This window comes from Pseudomonas jinjuensis (assembly GCF_900103845.1).
GTDB lineage: Bacteria > Pseudomonadota > Gammaproteobacteria > Pseudomonadales > Pseudomonadaceae > Pseudomonas > Pseudomonas jinjuensis.
The window spans coordinates 1-20875 of record NZ_FNIJ01000017.1; the positions used below are offsets into that span (position 1 = coordinate 1).

Annotated in this window: 17 protein-coding genes; 15 read left to right on the plus strand and 2 right to left on the minus strand. The window is 66.7% G+C overall.

From position 1 onward, the window contains the following. Positions 1-78 (minus strand): hypothetical protein (locus BLR75_RS27395; RefSeq protein WP_425439031.1); only part of this gene is annotated, 78 nt, incomplete at its 3' end. Between the two features lie 11 nt (positions 79-89). Beyond that, complete coding sequence (aceE, locus tag BLR75_RS21155; protein WP_090416139.1) at positions 90-2738, minus strand: pyruvate dehydrogenase (acetyl-transferring), homodimeric type; 2649 nt, start codon at positions 2736-2738, stop codon at positions 90-92. Positions 2739-2982: 244 nt separating this feature from the next. Between aceE and glnE the strand changes: the two genes are divergently transcribed. The 15 genes from glnE (at position 2983) to BLR75_RS21230 (ending at position 20870) form a co-directional block, all read left to right on the plus strand. Further along, positions 2983-5928 (plus strand): bifunctional [glutamate--ammonia ligase]-adenylyl-L-tyrosine phosphorylase/[glutamate--ammonia-ligase] adenylyltransferase, encoded by a 2946-nt coding sequence (gene glnE / locus BLR75_RS21160; protein ID WP_084313936.1) that lies wholly within the window; start codon positions 2983-2985, stop codon positions 5926-5928. A 34-nt stretch (positions 5929-5962) separates the two neighbouring features. After that, positions 5963-6886 (plus strand): branched-chain-amino-acid transaminase, encoded by a 924-nt coding sequence (gene ilvE / locus BLR75_RS21165; protein ID WP_084313937.1) that lies wholly within the window; start codon positions 5963-5965, stop codon positions 6884-6886. 79 nt (positions 6887-6965) lie between these two features. Beyond that, positions 6966-8006 carry a lipopolysaccharide heptosyltransferase II gene (gene waaF / locus BLR75_RS21170; RefSeq protein ID WP_084313938.1) on the plus strand — a complete coding sequence of 347 codons (1041 nt, stop codon included), beginning with the start codon at positions 6966-6968 and terminating at the stop codon, positions 8004-8006. After that, positions 8007-9071 carry a lipopolysaccharide heptosyltransferase I gene (gene waaC / locus BLR75_RS21175; protein WP_084313939.1) on the plus strand — a complete coding sequence of 355 codons (1065 nt, stop codon included), beginning with the start codon at positions 8007-8009 and terminating at the stop codon, positions 9069-9071. It abuts the gene before it with no gap. Further along, on the plus strand, positions 9068-10189 hold the full coding sequence (locus tag BLR75_RS21180) for a glycosyltransferase family 4 protein (RefSeq protein WP_084313940.1): 1122 nt from the start codon (positions 9068-9070) through the stop codon (positions 10187-10189). The genes waaC and BLR75_RS21180 overlap by 4 nt, the downstream gene beginning before the upstream one ends. 91 nt (positions 10190-10280) lie before the next feature. Continuing rightward, positions 10281-11102: a lipopolysaccharide core heptose(I) kinase RfaP gene (gene rfaP, locus BLR75_RS21185; RefSeq protein WP_084313941.1), complete on the plus strand. Its 822-nt coding sequence runs from the start codon at positions 10281-10283 to the stop codon at positions 11100-11102. Next, positions 11102-11836 carry a lipopolysaccharide kinase InaA family protein gene (locus tag BLR75_RS21190; RefSeq protein WP_084313942.1) on the plus strand — a complete coding sequence of 245 codons (735 nt, stop codon included), beginning with the start codon at positions 11102-11104 and terminating at the stop codon, positions 11834-11836. The genes rfaP and BLR75_RS21190 overlap by 1 nt, the downstream gene beginning before the upstream one ends. After that, positions 11833-12588: a lipopolysaccharide kinase InaA family protein gene (locus BLR75_RS21195; protein WP_084313943.1), complete on the plus strand. Its 756-nt coding sequence runs from the start codon at positions 11833-11835 to the stop codon at positions 12586-12588. The genes BLR75_RS21190 and BLR75_RS21195 overlap by 4 nt, the downstream gene beginning before the upstream one ends. After that, on the plus strand, positions 12585-14072 hold the full coding sequence (locus tag BLR75_RS21200) for a lipopolysaccharide kinase InaA family protein (RefSeq protein ID WP_084313944.1): 1488 nt from the start codon (positions 12585-12587) through the stop codon (positions 14070-14072). Before BLR75_RS21195 ends, BLR75_RS21200 begins: the two co-directional genes overlap by 4 nt. A gap of 5 nt (positions 14073-14077) precedes the next feature. Next, positions 14078-15826 carry a carbamoyltransferase family protein gene (locus BLR75_RS21205; RefSeq protein ID WP_084313945.1) on the plus strand — a complete coding sequence of 583 codons (1749 nt, stop codon included), beginning with the start codon at positions 14078-14080 and terminating at the stop codon, positions 15824-15826. Continuing rightward, positions 15819-16724, plus strand: a complete 906-nt coding sequence (locus tag BLR75_RS21210; RefSeq protein ID WP_084313946.1) for a glycosyltransferase family 2 protein — start codon at positions 15819-15821, stop codon at positions 16722-16724. Before BLR75_RS21205 ends, BLR75_RS21210 begins: the two co-directional genes overlap by 8 nt. Before the next feature lie 122 nt (positions 16725-16846). Further along, on the plus strand, positions 16847-17956 hold the full coding sequence (locus BLR75_RS21215) for a hypothetical protein (protein ID WP_245726179.1): 1110 nt from the start codon (positions 16847-16849) through the stop codon (positions 17954-17956). Positions 17957-17986: 30 nt separating this feature from the next. Further along, complete coding sequence (locus tag BLR75_RS21220) at positions 17987-19087, plus strand: capsular polysaccharide export protein, LipB/KpsS family (RefSeq protein ID WP_084313947.1); 1101 nt, start codon at positions 17987-17989, stop codon at positions 19085-19087. 58 nt (positions 19088-19145) lie between these two features. After that, complete coding sequence (locus BLR75_RS21225; protein WP_084313948.1) at positions 19146-20291, plus strand: O-antigen ligase family protein; 1146 nt, start codon at positions 19146-19148, stop codon at positions 20289-20291. A 3-nt stretch (positions 20292-20294) separates the two neighbouring features. Continuing rightward, the gene (locus BLR75_RS21230) at positions 20295-20870 is read left to right on the plus strand and encodes a serine acetyltransferase (RefSeq protein WP_139207050.1); all 576 of its coding nucleotides are present in this window, start codon (positions 20295-20297) and stop codon (positions 20868-20870) included. Positions 20871-20875 lie beyond the last annotated feature (5 nt).

A 20875-nucleotide genomic window follows, 5' to 3' on the forward strand; every position in this document is an offset into this window, starting at 1 on the left:
GTCGCCGACCTTGACCAGCAGTTCGATGACTTCCCCTTCGCCGCTGCCGATGTCGGGTACGCGAATCAACTCACTCATCGTGCCTCTCCTCAGCAGTCCAGCGGGTTGCGTTTTTCAGGATCGATGCCGAGCTTGACGATGGCCTCGGCCACCACCTTCGGCTCGATCTCGCCACGGTCGGCCAGCGCTTCCAGCGCGGCCAGCACCACCCAGTTGCGGTCCACCTCGAAGAAGTGACGCAGCTTGCGGCGGGTGTCGCTGCGGCCGAAGCCGTCGGTGCCGAGGACCTTGTACTCCTTGCCCGGGACCCACTGGCGGATCTGCTCGGCGTACAGCTTCATGTAGTCGGTGGAGGCGATCACCGGGCCCTTGCGGCCGCTGAGGCACTGCTCGACGTAGCTCTGCTTCGGCTTCTGCTCCGGATGCAGGCGGTTCCAGCGCTCGATGGCCAGGCCGTCGCGGCGCAGTTCGTTGAAGCTCGGCACGCTCCACACGTCGGCGCCGATGCCGAACTGCTCGCGGAGGATCTTCGCGGCTTCCTCGACTTCGCGCAGGATGGTGCCGGAGCCCAGCAGCTGCACGTGGTGTGCGGCTTCCTTGCCGTTTTCCCTGAGCAGGTACATGCCCTTGATGATGCCTTCCTCGACGCCCTGCGGCAGGGCCGGCTGCGGGTAGGCTTCATTCATCACGGTGAGGTAGTAGAAGACGTCCTTCTGCTCCTCGATCATCTCGCGGATGCCCTCGCGGACGATCACGGCCAGCTCGTAGCCATAGGTCGGATCGTAGGTGCGGCAGTTCGGGATGGTGCTGGCCAGCAGGTGGCTGTGTCCGTCCTCGTGTTGCAGGCCTTCGCCGTTCAGCGTGGTGCGGCCGGAGGTGCCGCCGACCAGGAAGCCGTGCGCGCGGCTGTCGCCGGCCGCCCAGGCGAGGTCGCCGATACGCTGGAAGCCGAACATCGAATAGAAGATGTAGAACGGCAGCATCGGCTGGTTGTGCGTGGAGTACGAAGTACCCGCGGCGATCCAGCTGGACATGGCGCCGGCTTCGTTGATGCCTTCCTCGAGGATCTGGCCCTTCTTGTCCTCGCGGTAGAACATCACCTGGTCCTTGTCGACGGGCTCGTAGAGCTGGCCGACCGAGGAATAGATGCCGAGCTGGCGGAACATGCCTTCCATGCCGAAGGTACGCGCCTCGTCGGGCACGATCGGCACGATGCGCGGGCCGAGCTCCTTGTCCTTGACCAGCTGCGAGAGGATGCGCACGAAGGCCATGGTGGTGGAAATCTCGCGGTCGCCGGTGCCGTCGAGGATCGCCTTGAGGGTTTCCAGCGGCGGAGTCGGCACGCTGAAGCTCTTGGCGCGGCGAACCGGCATCACGCCACCGAGGGCGGCGCGGCGCTCGGCCAGGTACTTGGCCTCGGCGCTGCCTTCTTCCGGACGGTAGAACGGCAGTTTCTCGAGGTCGGCGTCCTTGACCGGGATGTCGAAGTTGTCGCGGAACTTGCGCAGGCTGTCGACATCGACCTTCTTCACGTTGTGCGCGATGTTCTTCGCTTCGCCGGAACCCGTGCCATAACCCTTGATGGTCTTGGCCAGGATGACGGTCGGCTGGCCCTTGTGGTTGACCGCCTGGTGGTAGGCCGCATAGACCTTGTACGGGTCGTGGCCGCCACGGTTGAGCTTCCAGATTTCCTCGTCGGAGAGGTCCTTGACCATCTCCAGCAGTTCCGGACGCGAGCCGAAGAAGTGCTCACGCACGTAGGCACCGTCCTTCGCCTTGTAGTTCTGGTATTCGCCGTCGATGACCTCGTCCATGCGCTGCTGCAGCAGGCCGGCGTGGTCCTTGGCGAACAGCGGGTCCCAGAAGCGGCCCCAGATGACCTTGTTGACGTTCCACTCGGCGCCGCGGAACACGCCTTCCAGTTCCTGGATGATCTTGCCGTTGCCGCGTACCGGGCCGTCCAGGCGCTGCAGGTTGCAGTTGATCACGAAGATCAGGTTGTCCAGCTTCTCGCGGCCGGCCAGGGAAATGGCGCCGAGGGATTCCGGCTCGTCGCACTCGCCGTCGCCCATGAAGCACCAGACCTTCTGCTTGCCGGCGGGGATGAAGCCGCGGCTTTCCAGGTACTTCATAAAGCGCGCCTGGTAGATGGCCTGGATCGGGCCGAGGCCCATGGACACGGTGGGGAACTGCCAGAAGTCCGGCATCAGCCAGGGGTGCGGGTAGGAGGACAGGCCGTTGCCATCGACTTCCTGGCGGAAGTTCAGCATCTGTTCTTCAGTGATGCGGCCTTCGAGGAAGGCGCGGGCATAGACGCCGGGGGAGGCGTGGCCCTGGAAGAACACCAGGTCGCCGCCGTGTTCGTCGGTCGGGGCCTGGAAGAAGTAGTTGAAGCCGATGTCGTAGAGGGTCGCCGAGGAAGCGAAGGTGGAGATGTGACCGCCAAGGTCCGGGTCCTGCTGGTTGGCGCGCATCACCATGGCCAGTGCGTTCCAGCGCACCAGCGAGCGGATGCGCCGCTCCATGAACAGGTCGCCCGGCATGCGAGCCTCGTGGGTCACCGGAATGGTGTTGCGGTAGGGCGTGGTGATCGCATAGGGCAGCTGGGTACCGGTACGGGTGGCCAGCTCGCCCATGCGGGTCATCAGATAGTGGGCGCGCTCCTCACCTTCGCGGTCGAGGACGGACTCGAGGGCGTCCAGCCATTCCTGGGTTTCGACGGGATCGAGGTCTTGCATGGCTTGCTCCATGGCGGAAAGGCTTCCAGAATCGAAAGCCAGTAGATCGTTGCCGATAGCAGCACCGGCCTCGTGGGCGGCGCCGCGAATTCTTGGAATTGCTCCGGGGGTGGCTCCCGGCGGGTTGTAGTTTTACTACAAATCGCGTTTTTAAACAGCCCTCGACTACAAAAAAATAGTAGTAAAACTACATCGGGCGACGAACGCGGTTTCCGAGGCCGACGACGACCCTTCAGGATAGACCATGACCCTGCCGTCCCTGGCCGCGCTGCCGGCCACTCTCAAGCCTCTCGCCGAGCGCGCCGGGCAGAATTTCCAGGCCGCCGTCGCCGATCTTCCGGAGGATCTCCGGGCCGGATTCGAAAGCTGGCCCGACGAACGGCATGCCCACTTCGCTCGCGTCGCCGCCGGCAGCGACTTCGTCGCCGAGCAGGTCGCGCGCGATCCGCAGATGCTTCTCGAACTGGCCGCCAGCGGTGAACTGGAGCGCGACCTGCGGCGCGGCGAATTGCGCGCCCAGCTGGAAGGGCTGCTGGCCGACTGCGCCGACGAGGACGAATTGGGCCGCCGCCTGCGGCGCTTCCGCCGGCGCCAGCAGGTGCGCATCATCTGGCGCGACCTGACCCGCCAGACCGACCTGGCCGGCACCTGCCGCGACCTGTCCGACCTCGCCGACACCTGCATCGACCTTGCCTATCAATGGCTGTACCTGCGCCATTGCCAGCAGTTCGGCACGCCGATGGGGCGCCGTTCGAACCTGCCGCAGCATCTTGTAGTCCTCGGCATGGGCAAGCTCGGCGCCGGCGAACTGAACCTGTCCTCGGACATCGACCTGATCTTCAGCTACCCCGAGGGCGGCGAAACCGAGGGCGCCAAGCGCTCGCTGGACAACCAGGAGTTCTTCACCCGCCTGGGGCAGAAGCTGATCAAGGCGCTCGACGCCATCACCGTCGACGGCTTCGTCTTCCGCGTCGACATGCGCCTGCGCCCCTATGGTTCCAGCGGCCCGCTGGTGCACAGCTTCGCCGCGCTGGAGCAGTACTACCAGGACCAGGGCCGCGACTGGGAACGCTACGCGATGATCAAGGCGCGGGTGGTCGGCGGCGACCAGGACGCCGGCCAGCGCCTGCTGGAGATGCTGCGGCCCTTCGTCTACCGGCGCTACCTGGACTTCTCCGCCATCGAGGCGCTGCGCAACATGAAGCAGCTGATCCAGCAGGAAGTCCGGCGCAAGGGCATGGCCGAGAACATCAAGCTGGGCGCCGGCGGCATCCGCGAGGTGGAGTTCATCGCCCAGGCCTTCCAGCTGATCCACGGCGGGCGCGACCTCAGCCTGCAGCAGCGGCCGCTGCTGCGCGTGCTGGCGATCCTCGAAGGGCAGGGCTACCTGCCGCCGGCGGTGGTCGCCGAGCTGGGCCAGGGCTATGCCTTCCTTCGTTATGTGGAGCATGCGCTGCAGGCCATCGCCGACCGGCAGACGCAGATGCTGCCGCTGGACGAGGTGGAGCGGGTGCGCGTCGCCTTCATCATGGGCTTCCCCAACTGGTCGGCCTGCCACGAGCGGATCAATCACTGGCGCGAGCGCGTCGACTGGCACTTCCGCCAGGTCATCGCCGACCCGGACGAAGAGGAAGGGGCCGAGGACGAGGGCTGCGTCGGTGGCGAATGGCTGCCGCTGTGGGAGGAGGCGGTGGACGAGGAGTCCGCCTGCCGCCAGCTCGCCGAAGCCGGTTTCGCCGATGCCGCGCTGGCGCGCAAGCGCCTGACCGACCTGCGCAACGGCAGCCAGGTGCGCGCCATGCAGCGCATCGGCCGCGAACGCCTGGACGCCTTCGTGCCGCGGCTGCTGGCGATGATGGTCGAGCGTGGCCAGCCGGACCTGTTGCTGGAGCGCGTGCTGCCGCTGGTCGGGGCGGTAGCGCGGCGCTCCGCCTACCTGGTGCTGCTGACCGAGAATCCCGGTGCGCTGGAGCGCCTGCTGACCCTCTGCGCGGCCAGCCCGATGGTGGCCGAGCAGATCGCCCGCTTCCCCATCCTGCTCGACGAACTATTGAATGAGGGACGGCTGTTCCGCCCGCCGCAGGCCGCCGAACTGGCCGCCGAGCTGCGCGAGCGGCTGATGCGGATTCCCGAGGACGACCTCGAGCAGCAGATGGAGACGCTACGCCACTTCAAGCTGGCCCACGGCCTGCGCGTGGCCGCCTCGGAAATCGCCGGGACCCTGCCGCTGATGAAGGTCAGCGACTACCTGACCTGGCTGGCCGAGGCGATCCTCAGCGAGGTCCTCGAACTGGCCTGGCACCAATTGGTGCAGCGCCACGGCCGTCCGTTGCGCGCCGATGGCACGCCGTGCGACCCGGACTTCATCGTGGTCGGCTACGGCAAGGTCGGCGGGCTGGAGTTCGGCCACGGCTCGGACCTCGACCTGGTGTTCGTCCACGATGGCGATCCGCAGAGCGAGACCGACGGCGCCAAGTCCATCGACGGCGCGCAGTTCTTCACCCGCCTGGGGCAGAAGATCATCCATTTCCTTACCGCGCAGACGCCCTCCGGCACTCTTTATGAGGTGGACATGCGCCTGCGCCCGAGCGGCGCTTCCGGGCTGCTGGTGAGTTCCCTGGGCGCCTTCCTCGCCTACCAGCAGAACGAGGCCTGGACCTGGGAACACCAGGCCCTGGTGCGCGCCCGCGTGCTCGCCGGCTGCCCGCGGGTGGCGAAGGCGTTCGAGGAAATTCGCGCCCAGGTGCTGGGCAGGCAGCGCGATCTCGACGAACTGCGCCGCGAAGTCAGCGAGATGCGCGCGAAGATGCGCGACAACCTCGGCACCGCGATCACCGCCGCCGGAACCGCGCCGAACGCCTTCGAAGCCGCGTCGCCCTTCGATCTCAAGCAGGACGCCGGTGGTATCGTCGATATCGAATTTATGGTGCAATATGCGGCCCTGGCGTGGTCATGGCAGTACCCCGAGTTGCTGCATTTCACCGACAACATCCGCATTCTGGAAGGACTGGAGCGGGCGGGTCTGCTCTCTGGCGAGGACGTCAGTTTCCTGCAGGAAGCCTACAAGGCTTATCGCGCGGCCGCGCACCGCCTGGCGCTGCAAAAGCAGCCGGGTGTGGTGGGGGGTGACCATTTCCACGACGAGCGACGCGGAGTGATGCGGATCTGGCGTGAGCTCAAGCTCGCCTGATCCTGTTTCGAACTAGTTTGAGGAGCTGGCAAGTATGTCGATGGCCGATCGTGATGGCGTGATCTGGTATGACGGCGAACTGGTGCAGTGGCGCGAAGCTACCACCCACGTGCTGACCCACACCCTGCACTACGGCATGGGTGTATTCGAGGGCGTGCGCGCCTACAACACTCCCCAGGGCACGGCGATCTTCCGTCTGCAGGCGCACACCGACCGCCTGTTCGATTCCGCACACATCATGAACATGAAGATCCCGTACACCAAGGGCGAGATCAACGAAGCGACCCGCGCCGCGGTCCGCGAGAACAACCTGGAAAGCGCCTACATCCGCCCGATGGTGTTCTACGGAAGCGAAGGCATGGGCCTGCGCGCCACCGGCCTGAAGGTCCACGTGATCGTCGCCGCCTGGAACTGGGGCGCATACATGGGCGAGGAAGCGCTGCAGCAGGGCATCAAGGTGCGCACCAGCTCCTTCACCCGCCACCACGTGAACATCTCGATGACCCGCGCCAAGTCCAACGGCGCCTACATCAACTCGATGCTGGCCCTGCAGGAAGCCATTTCCGGCGGCGCCGACGAGGCCATGATGCTCGACCCGGAAGGCTACGTGGCCGAAGGTTCCGGCGAGAACATCTTCATCATCAAGGACGGCGTGATCTACACCCCGGAAGTCACCGCCTGCCTCAACGGCATCACCCGCGCCAGCGTGCTGGTGCTGGCCAACGAGCTGGGCATCAAGGTGGTCGAGAAGCGCATCACCCGTGACGAGGTGTACATCGCCGACGAAGCCTTCTTCACCGGCACCGCCGCCGAAGTCACTCCGATCCGCGAAGTCGACGGCCGCCTGATCGGCGCCGGCCGCCGCGGCCCGGTGACCGAGAAGCTGCAGAAAGCCTACTTCGATCTGGTCAGCGGCAAGACCAGCACCCATCCGGAATGGCGCACGCTGGTCAAATAAGCGGCCCAGGGCGGCAGGCTTCAGGCTGCAGGCGTTCTGCCTTGTACCTGCAGCCCGCTGCCTATAGCCTGCAGCCCATATGAACATTCTGATCGTAGGTCCCTCCTGGGTCGGCGACATGGTGATGGCGCAGACGCTCTTCGAGTGCCTGAAGCGCCAGCATCCCGACTGCCAGATCGACGTGCTGGCGCCCGAATGGAGCCGGCCGATCCTCGAACGCATGCCTGAAGTCCGCCAGGCGCTGAGCTTCCCGCTCGGCCATGGCGTGCTCGACCTCGCCAGCCGCCGGCGCATCGGCAGGTCGCTGGCCGGGCAGTACGACCAGGCGATCCTCCTGCCCAACTCGCTGAAGTCGGCGCTGGTGCCGTATTTCGCGCGGATTCCCCGGCGCACCGGCTGGAAGGGCGAGATGCGCTACGGCCTGCTCAACGACATCCGCACGCTGGACAAGCAGCGCTATCCGCTGATGATCGAGCGTTTCATGGCGCTGGCCTATGCCCCGGGCAGCGAACTGCCGAAACCCTATCCGCAGCCGCGCCTGCGCATCGACCCGCACAGCCGCGACGCCGCGCTGGCCAAGTTCGGCCTGGCTCTGGACCGCCCGGTGCTGGCGCTGTGCCCCGGCGCCGAGTTCGGCGAGGCCAAGCGCTGGCCGGCGGAGCACTACGCCCAGGTCGCCGACGCGAAGATCCGCGCCGGCTGGCAGGTGTGGATCTTCGGTTCGAAGAACGACCACCCGGGCGGCGAGGAAATCCGCCAGTGGCTGATCCCGGGCCTGCGCGAGGAATCGGTGAACCTCGCCGGGGAAACCGCCCTGGCCGAGGCCATCGACCTGATGTCCTGCGCGGAGGCGGTGGTCAGCAACGATTCCGGCCTGATGCACGTGGCGGCGTCGCTGAACCGCCCGCTGGTGGCGGTGTACGGCTCCACCTCGCCGCAGTTCACCCCGCCGCTGGCCGACCAGGTGGAGATCGTCCGCCTCGGCCTGGAATGCAGCCCCTGTTTCGATCGCGTCTGCCGCTTCGGCCACTACAACTGCCTGCGCGAACTGAAGCCGCTGGCGGTCCTCGAGGCGCTCGACCGTCTGGTCGCCGATACGGTCGACGTGGAAGAGCTCTGAATGCGGGTGCTGCTGATCAAGACGTCGTCCCTCGGCGACGTCATCCATACCCTGCCGGCGCTGACCGACGCCGCCCGCGCCATTCCCGGCATCCAGTTCGACTGGGTGGTGGAGGAGGGCTTCGCCGAGATTCCCGCCTGGCATCCGGCGGTGGCGCAGGTCATCCCGGTGGCGATCCGCCGCTGGCGCAAGAATCTCTGGCAGACCATCACGAGCGGCGAGTGGAGCCGCTTCAGGACGCGCCTGCGCGACGTGAAATACGACCTGGTGATCGACGCCCAGGGACTGTTCAAGAGCGCCTGGCTGACCCGCTACGCCAAAGCCCCGGTCGCCGGCCTGGATCGCGAGTCGGCGCGCGAGCCGATCGCCAGCCGCTTCTACGACCGCCGCTACAGCGTGCCCTGGGGGCAGCATGCGGTGGAGCGCGTGCGCCAGCTGTTCGCCCAGGCGCTGGATTATCCGCTGCCAAAAGGCGTCGGCGACTACGGCCTGGATCGCGGCCGCCTGCTCGACGAAGGCTCGGCGGCGCCGTACCTGGTGTTCCTGCATGGCACCACCTGGGTCACCAAGCACTGGCCGGAAGCCTACTGGCGCGAACTGGCCGAGCGCATGGGCGAGCGCGGCTGGTCGGTGCGCCTGCCGTGGGGCAGCCCGGCCGAGCGCGAGCGTGCCGAGCGGCTGGCCGAAGGACTGGAAAACGTCGCGGTGCTCCCCCGGTTGTCCCTGGCCGGCATGGCCAAGGTGCTGGCCGGCGCTTCCGCCTGCGTGGCGGTGGATACCGGGCTCGGCCATCTGGCCGCCGCGCTGGACGTGCCGACGCTGTCGCTGTTCGGCCCGACCAACCCCGGCCTGACCGGCGCCTATGGCCGTTCCCAGGTGCACCTGGGCAGCGACTGGCCCTGCGCGCCGTGCCTGCAGAAAACCTGCACCTACCAGCCGACCGCTGAAGACCGCCGCCAGTTCGACCTGCGCCGGGAACAGCCTCTATGCTTCACCCGCCTGCACCCGCAACGCGTGGCGACCCAGCTGGAGGCTCTGCTGCTGGCCCCGGAGACGCTTCGATGACCCTGGCTTTCATCCTCTACAAGTACTTCCCGTTCGGTGGGCTGCAGCGCGACTTCATGCGCATCGCCCTGGAGTGCCAGCGCCGCGGCCACGCGATCCGCGTCTACACGCTGATCTGGGAAGGCGAGGTGCCGCCCGGCTTCGAGGTGCTGGTGGCGCCGGTGAAGGCGCTGTTCAACCACCGGCGCAACGAGAAATTCACTGCCTGGGTCGCTGCCGACCTGAAGAAGCGTCCGGTGGACCGGGTGATCGGCTTCAACAAGATGCCCGGGCTGGACACCTACTACGCCGCCGACCCCTGCTTCGAGGACAAGGCGCAGACCCTGCGCAACCCGCTGTACCGCCAGTTCGGCCGCTACCGCCACTTCGCCGACTACGAGCGCGCGGTGTTCGACCCGCAGTCGAAGACCGAGATCCTGATGATCTCCGAGGTGCAGCAGCCGCTGTTCGTCAAGCACTACGCCACGCCGGCGAAGCGCTTCCACCTGCTGCCGCCGGGCATCGCCCAGGACCGCCGCGCGCCGCCGAACGCCGCGGAAATCCGCGCCGAGTTCCGCCGCGAATTCAAGCTCGCCGACGATGACCTGCTGCTGGTGCAGATCGGCTCCGGCTTCAAGACCAAGGGCCTGGACCGCAGCCTGAAGGCCGTCGCCGCGCTGCCGCGCAAGTTGCGCAAGCGCACCCGGCTGATCGTCATCGGCCAGGACGATCCCAAGCCGTTTCTCCTGCAGATCAAGACGCTGGGCATCTCCGACAACGTGCAGATCCTCAAGGGACGCAGCGACATCCCGCGCTTCCTGCTCGGCGCCGACCTGCTGATCCACCCGGCCTACAACGAGAACACCGGCACCGTGCTGCTGGAGGCGCTGGTCGCCGGGCTGCCGGTGCTGGTCACCGACGTCTGCGGCTACGCCCACTACATCGCCGAGGCCGACGCCGGGCGCGTGGTGCCGACGCCGTTCGAACAGGACAGCCTCAACGCCATGCTGGTGCGGATGCTCGAGGACGACGCCGCGCGCGCCGCCTGGTCGCGCAACGGCCTGGCCTTCGCCGACACGGCGGACCTGTATTCCATGCCGCAGCACGCGGCGGACGTGATCCTGCAGGAGCGCAAATGAGCTGCACGTCTTCTGTAGGAGCGAGCTTGCTCGCGAAGCTCTTGTGCTGCCCCGTTCGCGAGCGAGCTCGCTCCTACGAAGGGCTCCCGCGATGAAGCTCGAGCTGCACGAACCCTTCAAATCCCTCTGGGCCGGCAAGGACCCCTTCGTCGAGGTCGAGCGCCTGCAGGGCAAGGTCTACCGCGAACTGGAAGGCCGCCGCACCCTGCGTACCGAGGTCGACGGGCGCGGCTACTTCGTCAAGATCCACCGTGGCATCGGCTGGGGCGAGATCATCAAGAACCTCAGCACCGCCAAGCTGCCGGTGCTCGGCGCCGGCCAGGAGCAGAAGGCCCTGGAGCGTCTGCACCAGGCCGCGGTGCCGACCATGACCGCGGTGGCCTATGGCGAGCGCGGCAGCGATCCGGCGCGCCAGCATTCCTTCATCATCACCGAGGAACTGGCGCCGACCACCGACCTGGAAATCTTCACCCAGAACTGGCCCCAGCAACCGCCGCCGCCGCGCCTGAAGTGGGCGCTGATCGCCGAGGTGGCGACCATGGCCGGCAACATGCACCGCGCCGGGGTCAACCATCGCGACTGCTACATCTGCCACTTCCTGCTGCACACCGATCGCCCGGTGAGCGCCGACGACTTCCGTCTGTCGCTGATCGACCTGCACCGTGCGCAGACCCGCGAGCATACGCCCACGCGCTGGCGCAACAAGGACCTCGCCGGGCTGTACTTCTCCGCCCTCGACATCGGCCTGACCCGGCGCGACAAGCTGCGCTTCCTCAAGGCCTATTTCACCGCCGCCGAGGGCAAGTGGTCGCTGCGCCAGATCCTCCGCGACGAGGCGCCGCTGCTGCGCTGGCTGGAGCGCAAGGCGGCGAAGCTCTATGACCGCAAGCAGCGCTACGGGGACCTGCTCTGATGTCGGGTTGGACCCTGGAGCCGGGGTACCGGGATCTTGCCGCCGAGTTCGGCAGCCTCGACGCGGTGTTCGCCCTCGAAGGCGAGCGGCTGACCCACGATCCGCTGTCCGAGGTGATCCGCATCGAGCGCGATGGCGTGCGCTACTACGTCAAGCGCTACCGCAGCGCCGGCAAGGGCTACCACCGCTACCTGCCGCGTCCGCGGATCAAGGCCGAGTGGCAGAACCTCAAGCAGTTCGCCAAGTGGGGCATTCCCACCGCCGAGGTGGTGGCCTGGGGGCTGGAGCGCCGGCGCGGGGCGTTCTCCCGCGGGGCGATGATCACCCGCGAGCTGGAGGGCACCGAGGACCTGGCGCTGCTGGCCAAGCGCGGAGACACGCGCCTGCGCGACCACGCCTGGGTCGACCACGTCAGCCGCCAGCTCGCCGCGCATACGCGCACGCTGCATGACCACCACTTCACCCACAACGACCTGAAGTGGCGCAACCTGCTGGTGGACTCGCAGGGCACGGTGTATTTCATCGACTGCCCGAACGGCAACTACTGGGTCGGCTTCATGCTGCGCTACCGCATCACCAAGGACCTGGCCTGCCTGGACAAGCTCGCCAAGCTCCATCTTTCCAATACCCAGCGGCTGCGTTTCTACCTGCAGTACCGCCGGCGCGAACGGCTGAACGCTTCGGACAAGAAGCGCGTCCGCCATATCGCCCATTTCTTCGAGGGGCGCGAGTGAAGGATTTCATCGCCAGTACCGATCAGGAACTGCTCGAACGGCACGACCTGGCCGACTTCGACGCATTGTGGCAGCTGGACGTGCCAGCCGTGGACGCGCCGAACAGGGAGCGCGGCGGCTGGAGCAGCGTCCACCGCCTGGAGCTGGACGACAACGTCTACTACCTCAAGCGGCAGAGCAACTACCTCACCCGCAGCCTGCTGCATCCGCTCGGCGAGCCGACCTTCGCCCGCGAGTTCCGCAACATCCAGCGCTACCGGCAGCTGGAGATTCCCAGCATGGACGTGGTGTTCTTCGGCGAGCGGGAAGTCGGCGGCGAGCGCCGCGCCATCCTCGTCACCCGCGCGCTGGAAGGCTGGCGCGATCTCGGCGGCTGGCTGAAGGAATGGTCCGGCCTCGCGCCCGAACGGCGCATGGCGCTGCTGCGCGCCTGCGGCATGCTCGCCCGGCGCCTGCACGAGGCGGGGCAGATGCATGGCTGCTTCTACCCCAAGCACATCTTCCTGCGCGAAGAGGGCGAGGAGTTCGAGTCCTGCCTGATCGACCTGGAGAAGACCCGTCCGCTGCTGCTCGGCACCCGCGACCGGGTCAAGGATCTGGAGCCGCTGCTGCGCCGCGCGCCGGACTGGAGCGAGGCGGACGTGCGCCAGTTGCTTGCCGCCTATCTCGGCAGCGGCGCCGGCAGTGCTGACGTCGATGGCTGGTGCCGGCGCCTGACTGCCCGGCGGCGGAAGAAGGAGGAGCGGGCGTGAGGCTTTCCGAGCTGCGTGGCGCCGGACGCCAGCCGGCGCTGCCGTTGCGGGTTGAGCTGGCCGACGGCGCCGGCCCCGCCGAGTTGCGCCTGGACAGCCTGCTGCGCGTGCTGCCCGGACAGCGCTATGTCGGCGCCGGCGACTGGCGCGGCACGCGCGTGCTGGCCAAGCTGCTGGTCGGCGGCAAGGCAGCGCGGCATTTCCAGCGCGAGCTGGAAGGTGCGCGCCTGCTGGCGGAGCAGGGGCTGGTCACGCCGCAACTGCTGGTCGACGGCCTGCGGGAAGGCGAGGGCGGCTGGCTGCTGTTCGAATACCTCGACGGCGCGCAGAGCCTGTGGGACGCCTGGCGCGAGGTCGAGAACGACCACCTGCTGTCGGATGCCCAGCAGGCGGTGGTCGGCGAGGCGCTGGCGGCCATTGCCGGGCTGCACGCCAAGGGGCTCTGGCAGGAAGACCTGCACCTGGACAACCTGCTGCGCCACGGCGGCCGCCTGCATCTGATCGACGGCGCCGGCATCCGCGCGGAAACGCCCGGCCAGCCGCTGTCGCGCAAGCACGTGCTGGAGAACCTCGGCGTGTTCTTCGCCCAGTTGCCGCACAGCCTCGATCCGTATCTCGAAGAACTGCTGGTGCACTACCTGCTGGTCAACGGCGAGCATGCCCTGCCGCTGGAGGCCCTGCAGAAGGAGATCGCGCGGGTGCGCCGCTGGCGCGTTGGCGACCTGCTGAAGAAGATCGTCCGCGATTGCAGCCTGTTCAGCGTGAAGAAGGGCGCCTTCGGCCTGCGCGCGGTGCGTCGTGAGGAGGAGCCCCGGCTGCAGCCGCTGCTGGACGCTCCGGATGCCTTCATCGCCGGCGGCCATGTGTTCAAGACCGGCGGCGCCGCCACCGTGGCGCGGGTCGAGCTGGAAGGCCGGCCGCTGCTGGTCAAGCGCTACAACATCAAGAACTTCCCGCACTGGCTGAAGCGCTTCTGGCGCCCGAGCCGCGCCTGGACCGCCTGGCGCGAGGGCAACCGCCTGGATTTCCTCGGCATCGCCACGGCGAAACCCCTGGCAGTGCTGGAACGCCGCTGGCTGTGGCTGCGCGGGCCGGCGTTCCTGGTTACCGAATACCTTCCCGGTCAGGATATAATCACCCGTTTTAAACCCCATCTGGATAATCCGGATGGCAACGGCTTGCCGCCGGAGATGGAGCTCGAGGCCCTGGACCGCCTGTTCGCGGCGCTGCTGCGCGAACGCATCAGCCATGGCGACATGAAGGGCTACAACCTGTTCTGGCAGGCGCAGGGCGAGGGTGGGAGCTGGGCGCTGATCGATCTCGATGCCATGCACCGCCATCACAGCCAGGCGAGTTTCGCCCGCGCCTATGCCCGCGACCGCGAGCGCTTCCTGCGCAACTGGCCGGCGGACAGCGCACTCCACCGGCTGCTCGACGAACGTTTACCGCGGGTACCCGACACCCGCCCAGATGAAAGAGGCTAGACCCTGTGGCATTGACCATCCTCGGCCTGTCCGGCGCCGTAAGCCATGACCCTTCCGCCGCCCTGTACATCGACGGCAAGCTGGTCGCGGCCGTCGAAGAAGAGCGCTTCGTCCGCGACAAGCACGCGAAGAACCGCATGCCCTACGAGTCGGCCAAGTTCTGCCTGGAACAGGCCGGGATCAAGCCGTCGGACGTCGACGTGGTGGCCATTCCCTTCGCCCCCATCAGCATCTTCGACAAGGCCCGCTGGCACTACGCCAAGCGCTACGCCTACGCCCCGGACCGCGCGCTGGACGCCATCCTGCTCGGCAACCGCCGCTACCACCGCTACTACAAGCGCATCCAGTGGTGCCTGCAGCAGCTCGGCTTCGACCTGAAGAAGACCAGGATCCAGCCGGTCGAGCACCACCTGGCCCACGCTTCCAGCGCCTACCACTGCTCCGGCTTCAAGGAGAAGACCGCGATCCTCGGGATCGACGGCAAGGGCGAGTACGCCACCACCTTCTTCGGCTACGGCGAGAACGGCAAGATCCACAAGATCAAGGAATTCTACGATCCGGACTCCCTGGGCGGCCTGTACGGCGCGCTGACCGAATACCTCGGCTTCGACATGCTCGACGGCGAGTTCAAGGTCATGGGCATGGCGCCCTACGGCGACGCCAGCAAGTACGATTTCTCGCGCCTGGCCAAGTTCGAGAACGGCGAGCTGATCATCAATACCGAGTACGCCAACGTCATCGGTTTCCGCCGTTATAAAGAGAAGGGCAAGGGCTACTACTTCTCGCCCAAGCTGATCGAGTGGCTCGGCCCGAAGCGTGAAGGCGACATCGCCGACGATCCGTACATCCACTACGCCGCCAGCATCCAGGCGCTGTTCGAGAAGCTGGCGCTGGAGATGATGGACTACTACCTCGGCGACATCATCCGCGAGACCGGCAAGATCGCCTTCGCCGGCGGCTGCGCGCTGAACGTCAAGCTGAACCAGAAGATCATCGCCCGTCCGGAAGTGAAGGAGCTGTACGTGCAGCCCGCGGCCAGCGACGCCGGCACCGCGGTGGGCGCCGCCGCCTACGTCTCGTACCAGCGCGGCGTGCCGGTGGAGAAGATGGAGCACGTCTACCTCGGCCCGGAATACAGCAACGAGGACGTGATCGCCGCCTGCGCCCGCCACGAGGCGAAGCCCGAGTGGCGCAAGATCGACAACGTGCCGGAGCTGATCGGCAAGGTGCTCGCCGATGGAAATCCCGTAGCCTGGTTCCAGGGCCGCATGGAATTCGGCCCGCGCGCCCTCGGCGGCCGTTCCATCCTCGGCTGCCCGAGCGTTCCCGGTGTCGCCGACCGCATCAACGCGCAGATCAAGTTCCGCGAGCGCTGGCGTCCCTTCTGCCCGTCGATGCTGGATACCGTCGGTCCGCAGATGTTCAAGATCGACCACCCGGCGCCGTTCATGACCTTCACCTTCGAGGTCAACGAAGAGTGGAAGACCCGCGTGCCGGAAGTCGTCCACGAGGACGGCACCTCCCGCGCCCAGGTGCTTCGGCGCGAATTCAACCCGCGCTACTACGACCTGATGAAGGAGCTGGAAAAGCTCACCGGCAACGGCGTGGCGCTCAACACCTCGCTGAACCGCCGCGGCGAGCCGATGATCTGCTCGCCGACCGACGCGCTGAACATGTTCTACGGCTCGGACCTGCAGTACCTGATCATGCAGGACATCCTGGTGGTGAAAGAGGGAGCCCAGCTGTATGGCTGAGCCGCTGATCAGCGTCATCATCCCCGCCTACAACTACGCGGCCACGCTGCCGCGGGCGGTGCGCTCGGTATTGCCCGAGCTGGCGGGGAAGCATGAACTGATCGTCATCGATGACGGCTCCACCGACAGCACGCCACAGGTCCTGGAACAGCTCCACGGCGAGTTTCCGGGGCAGTTCCGCAGCCTGAGGAAGCCCAACGGCGGCCTCGCCTCGGTGCGCAACCGGGGCGTGGAGGAGGGGCGCGGCGATTTCCTGGTGTTCCTCGACGCCGACGACGAGATGGCTCCCGGGGCCCTGCGCGCGCTGGAGGAGCACATCCGCCGGACGCCGCAGACGCGGATGGTGATCGGCGGCTACTGGTCGGTGTGGCCGGACGGCAAGAAGCGCAGGCAACTGCCGGACCCGTTGCCGGATTCTCCCCGGGCGCGGCTGCGCGGCTATCTGCTGGACAAGACCATCGGCATCGCCAACGGCGCCTCGGCGATGCATCGCGAGCTGTTCAGCCGCGGCCTGTATCCGGTGCACTTCCGCAATGCCGAGGACCTGCCGGTGTTCAGCCAGGCGCTGGCGAACTTCCCGTGCAGCGTGCTGGCCGAGCCGCTGGCCCTCATCCACAAGCACGACGACAGCCTGCGCCACAACGTGAAGTACGACCGCGAGGTCGGTGTGGCGCTGGTGGACGAGGTGTTTTCCTCCGCGCGCTTGCCGCGCGAATTCGCCGACCTGCGCCGGCCCTTCATGGCCCAGCGCTGCCTCTCGCTGTTCCGCGGCTACCTGCAGGCCGGCGACCGGACTTCCGCCAAGGAAATGTACTGCCAGGCGCTGCGCACCGACTGGCGCGCCATGCTGCGCCTGTCCTACACCCGCAAGGCCCTGCGCCTGTGGCTGGGGCTCTGACAATTGGCCGCTGAGCCTCGCTCCGAATGAGCCAGCGACTCGCCGCACTGCAGCGGTACGTCCTGGAGCAGCCCCGGAGCAGGGGCAAGGGTGCTTCCGCGGTGGTCCGCCTGGCGCTGCGCATGGGCTTCAAGGCCCTGCTCGGCCGGCTGTTCAGCCGCGCGCAGGATGCGGCAGCGCTCACCTGCGACGTGCTGCTGGTGCATCCGTCGCGCAAATCCTTCCTGCAGGGGCGCAAGAAACCATTCATCGAGGCGTTGCGCCAGCGCGGGCTGCGCGTCGAGGAGTTCGTCGAGGAGAGCGACGGCGAGCAGTTGCGCCAGCGCCAACTGGCCCGGCCGCCGCAGCCGGTTCCCTTCCTGCTCGGCTGGCCCGCGGCGCATGCCGCCTTCCTGCTGCGCAGATACCAGCCGAAGGTAGTGCTCACCGAGCGCAATGGCTGGATCGTGCCGTCGTTCATCAAGGCGTTCAGCCAGCAGCGGACCCGGGTGATGCACCTGGCCCATTCGGTGCCCACGGCGCAGTCCTCGCGCTATGACTATTTCGATTACGACTACTATCTGATGTTCGGCCGCAGCTCGTTCGAATACCTTTCCGGGCTCCGCTCGGGCTTCGGCGAGTGCACGGCGTTGTACGCCGGGCCCTATTTCCTGGCCGATGCCGCGCCGCCGGTCGAGGCCGGGGCGGGCGAGCGATGGCGCTGCCTGTTCCTCGGCTCGGGCCCCGAGTACGAGGCGACGGCGGACTACCAGGCGATGTGCGGCTGGGTGCGCCAGTGGGCCGTCGACAACGGGGTGGCGCTTGCGGTCAAGCCGCATCCGCGGGCGGCCGGCCTGCCCTGGCGGGACGATCCGCTGGTGGAGTCGATCGAGCCGGGAGTCCGGCTCGACGATGTTCTGGCGCGCTTCGACCTGGTGCTCTGCGGCTATACCAACGCCGTCCTGGATGTCGCGCGGGCCGGCGTGCCCTTCATCCTGCTGGGAGAAGGAGAGGACTTTTTCCAGACCGGACGTTTCGCGCTGGCGCGGGCCCGTTCGGCGGTGGAGCTGGACGAGGCGAGCAGGGCGATCCGTGCCGACCTGTCCGGCTACCGGGAACGCCTGGTCCGGTTCCTGCGTTTCCATATCGAAAACCCTTACCAGCCCTGCGCCTCCCTGGTCGAATACGTTCACCGGGCGGTCGCCGGGGAAGAGCTGTCCGGCGTCGGACTGGCGGCGAAAAAGCAACGCTGATTGCTTCGTTCCATTCCTTGCGAGTGAGTTATGAATGTGCTGTTTCTGGCCCTGGCCAAGCACCAGAGCCTGTATTTCCAACGTCTCCTGGAGGAGACCTCGCTGGCAGGGCGCGTCGTCGCTCCGAATCGCCTTCCGCTGCCGTCGCTGCGCGGCCTGAGGGCGGTGCTGTCGCGGACCGACTGGTCCCGCCTGGTGGAGGACAAGTGCCACGAGCGCCGGGTCAAGGGCAAATATGCGGGGCTCGTCTACCGGCTGCTGCTGCGCCTGGAAATCCTGGTGATGGGCCTGCGCTTCCGGGCGCTGCTCGAACGTGAGCGCCCCGACGCGGTGGCGGTGTGGAATGGCGCCAATCGCTACTGCCAGTTGCTGCTGAGCCTGCTTCCGGCCGGCACCCGCTCGTTCTTCTTCGAGAACGGCCTGCTGCCCGACACCACGACGCTGGACCCGCAGGGGGTCAACTTCCTCAACTCGGTGCCGCGCGATGCCGCCTTCTACCGCGACTACGCCCAACGCCAGGAGATCGGCGAGCAGAGCAGGGTCAGCCTGATACCGCGCAAGCCGCGCGTCACCGGGCAGGCCGCGATCCGCCTGCCCGAGCGCTTCGTGTTCATCCCGTTCCAGGACGATCGCGACACCCAGGTGCGGCTGTTCTCGCCCTGGGTGCGCGACATGCGCGAGCTGTTCGCCGTGGGCGAGCGGCTTGCCAGCGAGGCCGGGCTGACGGTGGTGTTCAAGGAGCACCCGTCCAGCCGGGAGAGCTATCCGGAGCTGCACGAGCGCACCAGCGACAGGCTGATGTTCGCCAACGGCAATGCCACCCAGGAACTGATCGAGGCCGCGGATTTCGTGGTCACCCTGAATTCGACGGTCGGCCTGGAAAGCCTGCTGCTGGGCAAGCCGCTGCTCACCCTCGGCCAGGCGTTCTACAACGTCGAGGGCGTGGTGATGCACGCCGGGAGTGCGGAAGAGGCGCTCAGGATTGTCAGGACATTCCCGAACTGGCCGGTGGATGATGTGCTGCGCAAGAGCTTCCTGCATTATCTGCACCACGAATATTGCGTACCCGGGCGCTGGCAGGACTCCTCCGCGGAGCACCTGCAGGAAGTCGCGCGGCGCATGCAGGCATGAAGACGGAAGGTAGAAATTGAATCGCACGGACAGGCTTGGTCGTTTTTTCCGCTACTGGATGGCTCTCGGACTCTTTCTGCAACTCGCCGGCCTCTGCTTCGTGCCGGACGGCAGCCGCTACACCACCATCGCCAACCTCTCGCTGTTCCTGCCGGCGCTGTTGTCGTTGCCGCTGTTCCGTCCCTGGACGCAGTGGTCGCGTTCCTCGATCCTGTGGTTGCTGGCGCTGCTGTTCTGGGTGCTGGGCGTGGCGTTGCTCAACGAGGGCAGCGAGGGAGGGGCGGTGCGCTGGCTGAGGGTCACGCTCTACGCCTGGCTGTACGTATCCGCCATCAGCGTGGTGATGCAGGACCGCGTGCTGTGGAACCGGCTGCTGGGAGCGGTGGTGCTGGTCTGCGGGCTGTTCGCTGCGCTCAGCCTGGTCCAGGCTCTGTTCATCGAGGAGCGCGGCTGGACCTTCAGGGCCTTCCGCCTGGCCTCCTGGGGCGGGCACGAGATGGCCGACTTCCGCAACCCGATCGTCTCGGCGCTGTACTTCGGCATGCTGCTGCTGGTGGCCCTGCACCTGGCGAGCAGGTCCGCCGGCGTATTGCGCTGGCTATACTCCCTCGCCGCGGCGCTGATGCTGGCGTACCTGTACTTCACCTACAGCCGTGGCGTCTGGGCGGCGGGCGTGGTTGGCGCCTTCGTGCTGTTCTGGTCGCCCGCCGACCGGCGGACGGCGGTCAGGTGGCTGCTGGCCACCGCATCCCTGGTTCTGATCATCCTGCTCTGGCTGGGTTGGAACAAGGCGGTGGACATGAGCTTCCGCGACGTCATCTTCTACGGCTGGTGGCATCAGATACAGGCGTTCTGGCTGTGGGGCTTCGGCGCCGGAGCCGATGCCAACATCTGCATCAGCGAGCTGAACCGCTGCTTCAACCAGGCCCACAGCCTGTACCTGCAGTTCACCTTCGAGTACGGACTGCCGGGACTTCTGCTGTTGCTGGCGTTCGTCTGGGTCCTGACACGCAACGGCCTGCGCCTGCGCGGACACGACGACATGGCGACACTGGCACTGGCGCTGGTCGCGTTCATGCTGGTATCGGCAGTCGCCAACTACTATGTGATCTTCCTGCGCCCAGGCGTATTCTGGATGGTGTTCTGGGTTCCGGCCGGGATGCTGGTGGCAATGTCTTCCCGATTGTGTGTCGAGAGAGTGTGAAAGATGAGTCTGCTGGCTGCGTTACGCCAACTGAAGCGTTACTGGTGCATCGAAATCCTCGGTAGTGAAAGCAAGTCGTTTTCCTGGCGACGGGTGCGGCAGAAATGCAAGCGCAGCAACAGGTACGCCTACCTGTTCTGGTTCCGCATCGCCTATGTGATGAACCAGAGTCGCAGCAGCTTCTGGCGGCGCCGGGCCAAGCTGCTGAACGAGCGGCTCAGCAGGCGTTTCAACGTGGAGATCATGCTCGGCGCCGAGGTTGGCGAGGGGCTGTGGATCGCCCATCCCACGGGGATCGTGATCAGCGCCTACGCGCGCATCGGCAGCAACTTCCGCATCTGGCAGAACTGTACCGTGGGCATCAAGGGCGGTGAGGGTCAGAAGATCATCAGGATCGGCAACAACGTTCGCCTGTCAGCGCATTCCTGCATCATCGGCGATGTCATCCGGATCGGCGACAACGTCACCATCGGCGCCATGTCGTTCGTCAACCGCGATATTCCGGACGATTGCCTGTACTACACCCGCAAGACCGGGGAGAGCCTTTCCCGGAACGCCGAGCCGTCAGTGGCGGCCTAGTCCCT

Coding starts and splice junctions, on each gene's coding strand:
- aceE (WP_090416139.1), bottom strand. CDS start 2,738: ATGCAAGACCTCGATCCCGTCGAAACCCAGGAATGGCTGGACGCCCTC.
- glnE (WP_084313936.1), top strand. CDS start 2,983: ATGACCCTGCCGTCCCTGGCCGCGCTGCCGGCCACTCTCAAGCCTCTC.
- ilvE (WP_084313937.1), top strand. CDS start 5,963: ATGTCGATGGCCGATCGTGATGGCGTGATCTGGTATGACGGCGAACTG.
- waaF (WP_084313938.1), top strand. CDS start 6,966: ATGAACATTCTGATCGTAGGTCCCTCCTGGGTCGGCGACATGGTGATG.
- waaC (WP_084313939.1), top strand. CDS start 8,007: ATGCGGGTGCTGCTGATCAAGACGTCGTCCCTCGGCGACGTCATCCAT.
- BLR75_RS21180 (WP_084313940.1), top strand. CDS start 9,068: ATGACCCTGGCTTTCATCCTCTACAAGTACTTCCCGTTCGGTGGGCTG.
- rfaP (WP_084313941.1), top strand. CDS start 10,281: ATGAAGCTCGAGCTGCACGAACCCTTCAAATCCCTCTGGGCCGGCAAG.
- BLR75_RS21190 (WP_084313942.1), top strand. CDS start 11,102: ATGTCGGGTTGGACCCTGGAGCCGGGGTACCGGGATCTTGCCGCCGAG.
- BLR75_RS21210 (WP_084313946.1), top strand. CDS start 15,819: ATGGCTGAGCCGCTGATCAGCGTCATCATCCCCGCCTACAACTACGCG.
- BLR75_RS21215 (WP_245726179.1), top strand. CDS start 16,847: ATGGGCTTCAAGGCCCTGCTCGGCCGGCTGTTCAGCCGCGCGCAGGAT.
- BLR75_RS21220 (WP_084313947.1), top strand. CDS start 17,987: ATGAATGTGCTGTTTCTGGCCCTGGCCAAGCACCAGAGCCTGTATTTC.
- BLR75_RS21225 (WP_084313948.1), top strand. CDS start 19,146: ATGGCTCTCGGACTCTTTCTGCAACTCGCCGGCCTCTGCTTCGTGCCG.
- BLR75_RS21230 (WP_139207050.1), top strand. CDS start 20,295: ATGAGTCTGCTGGCTGCGTTACGCCAACTGAAGCGTTACTGGTGCATC.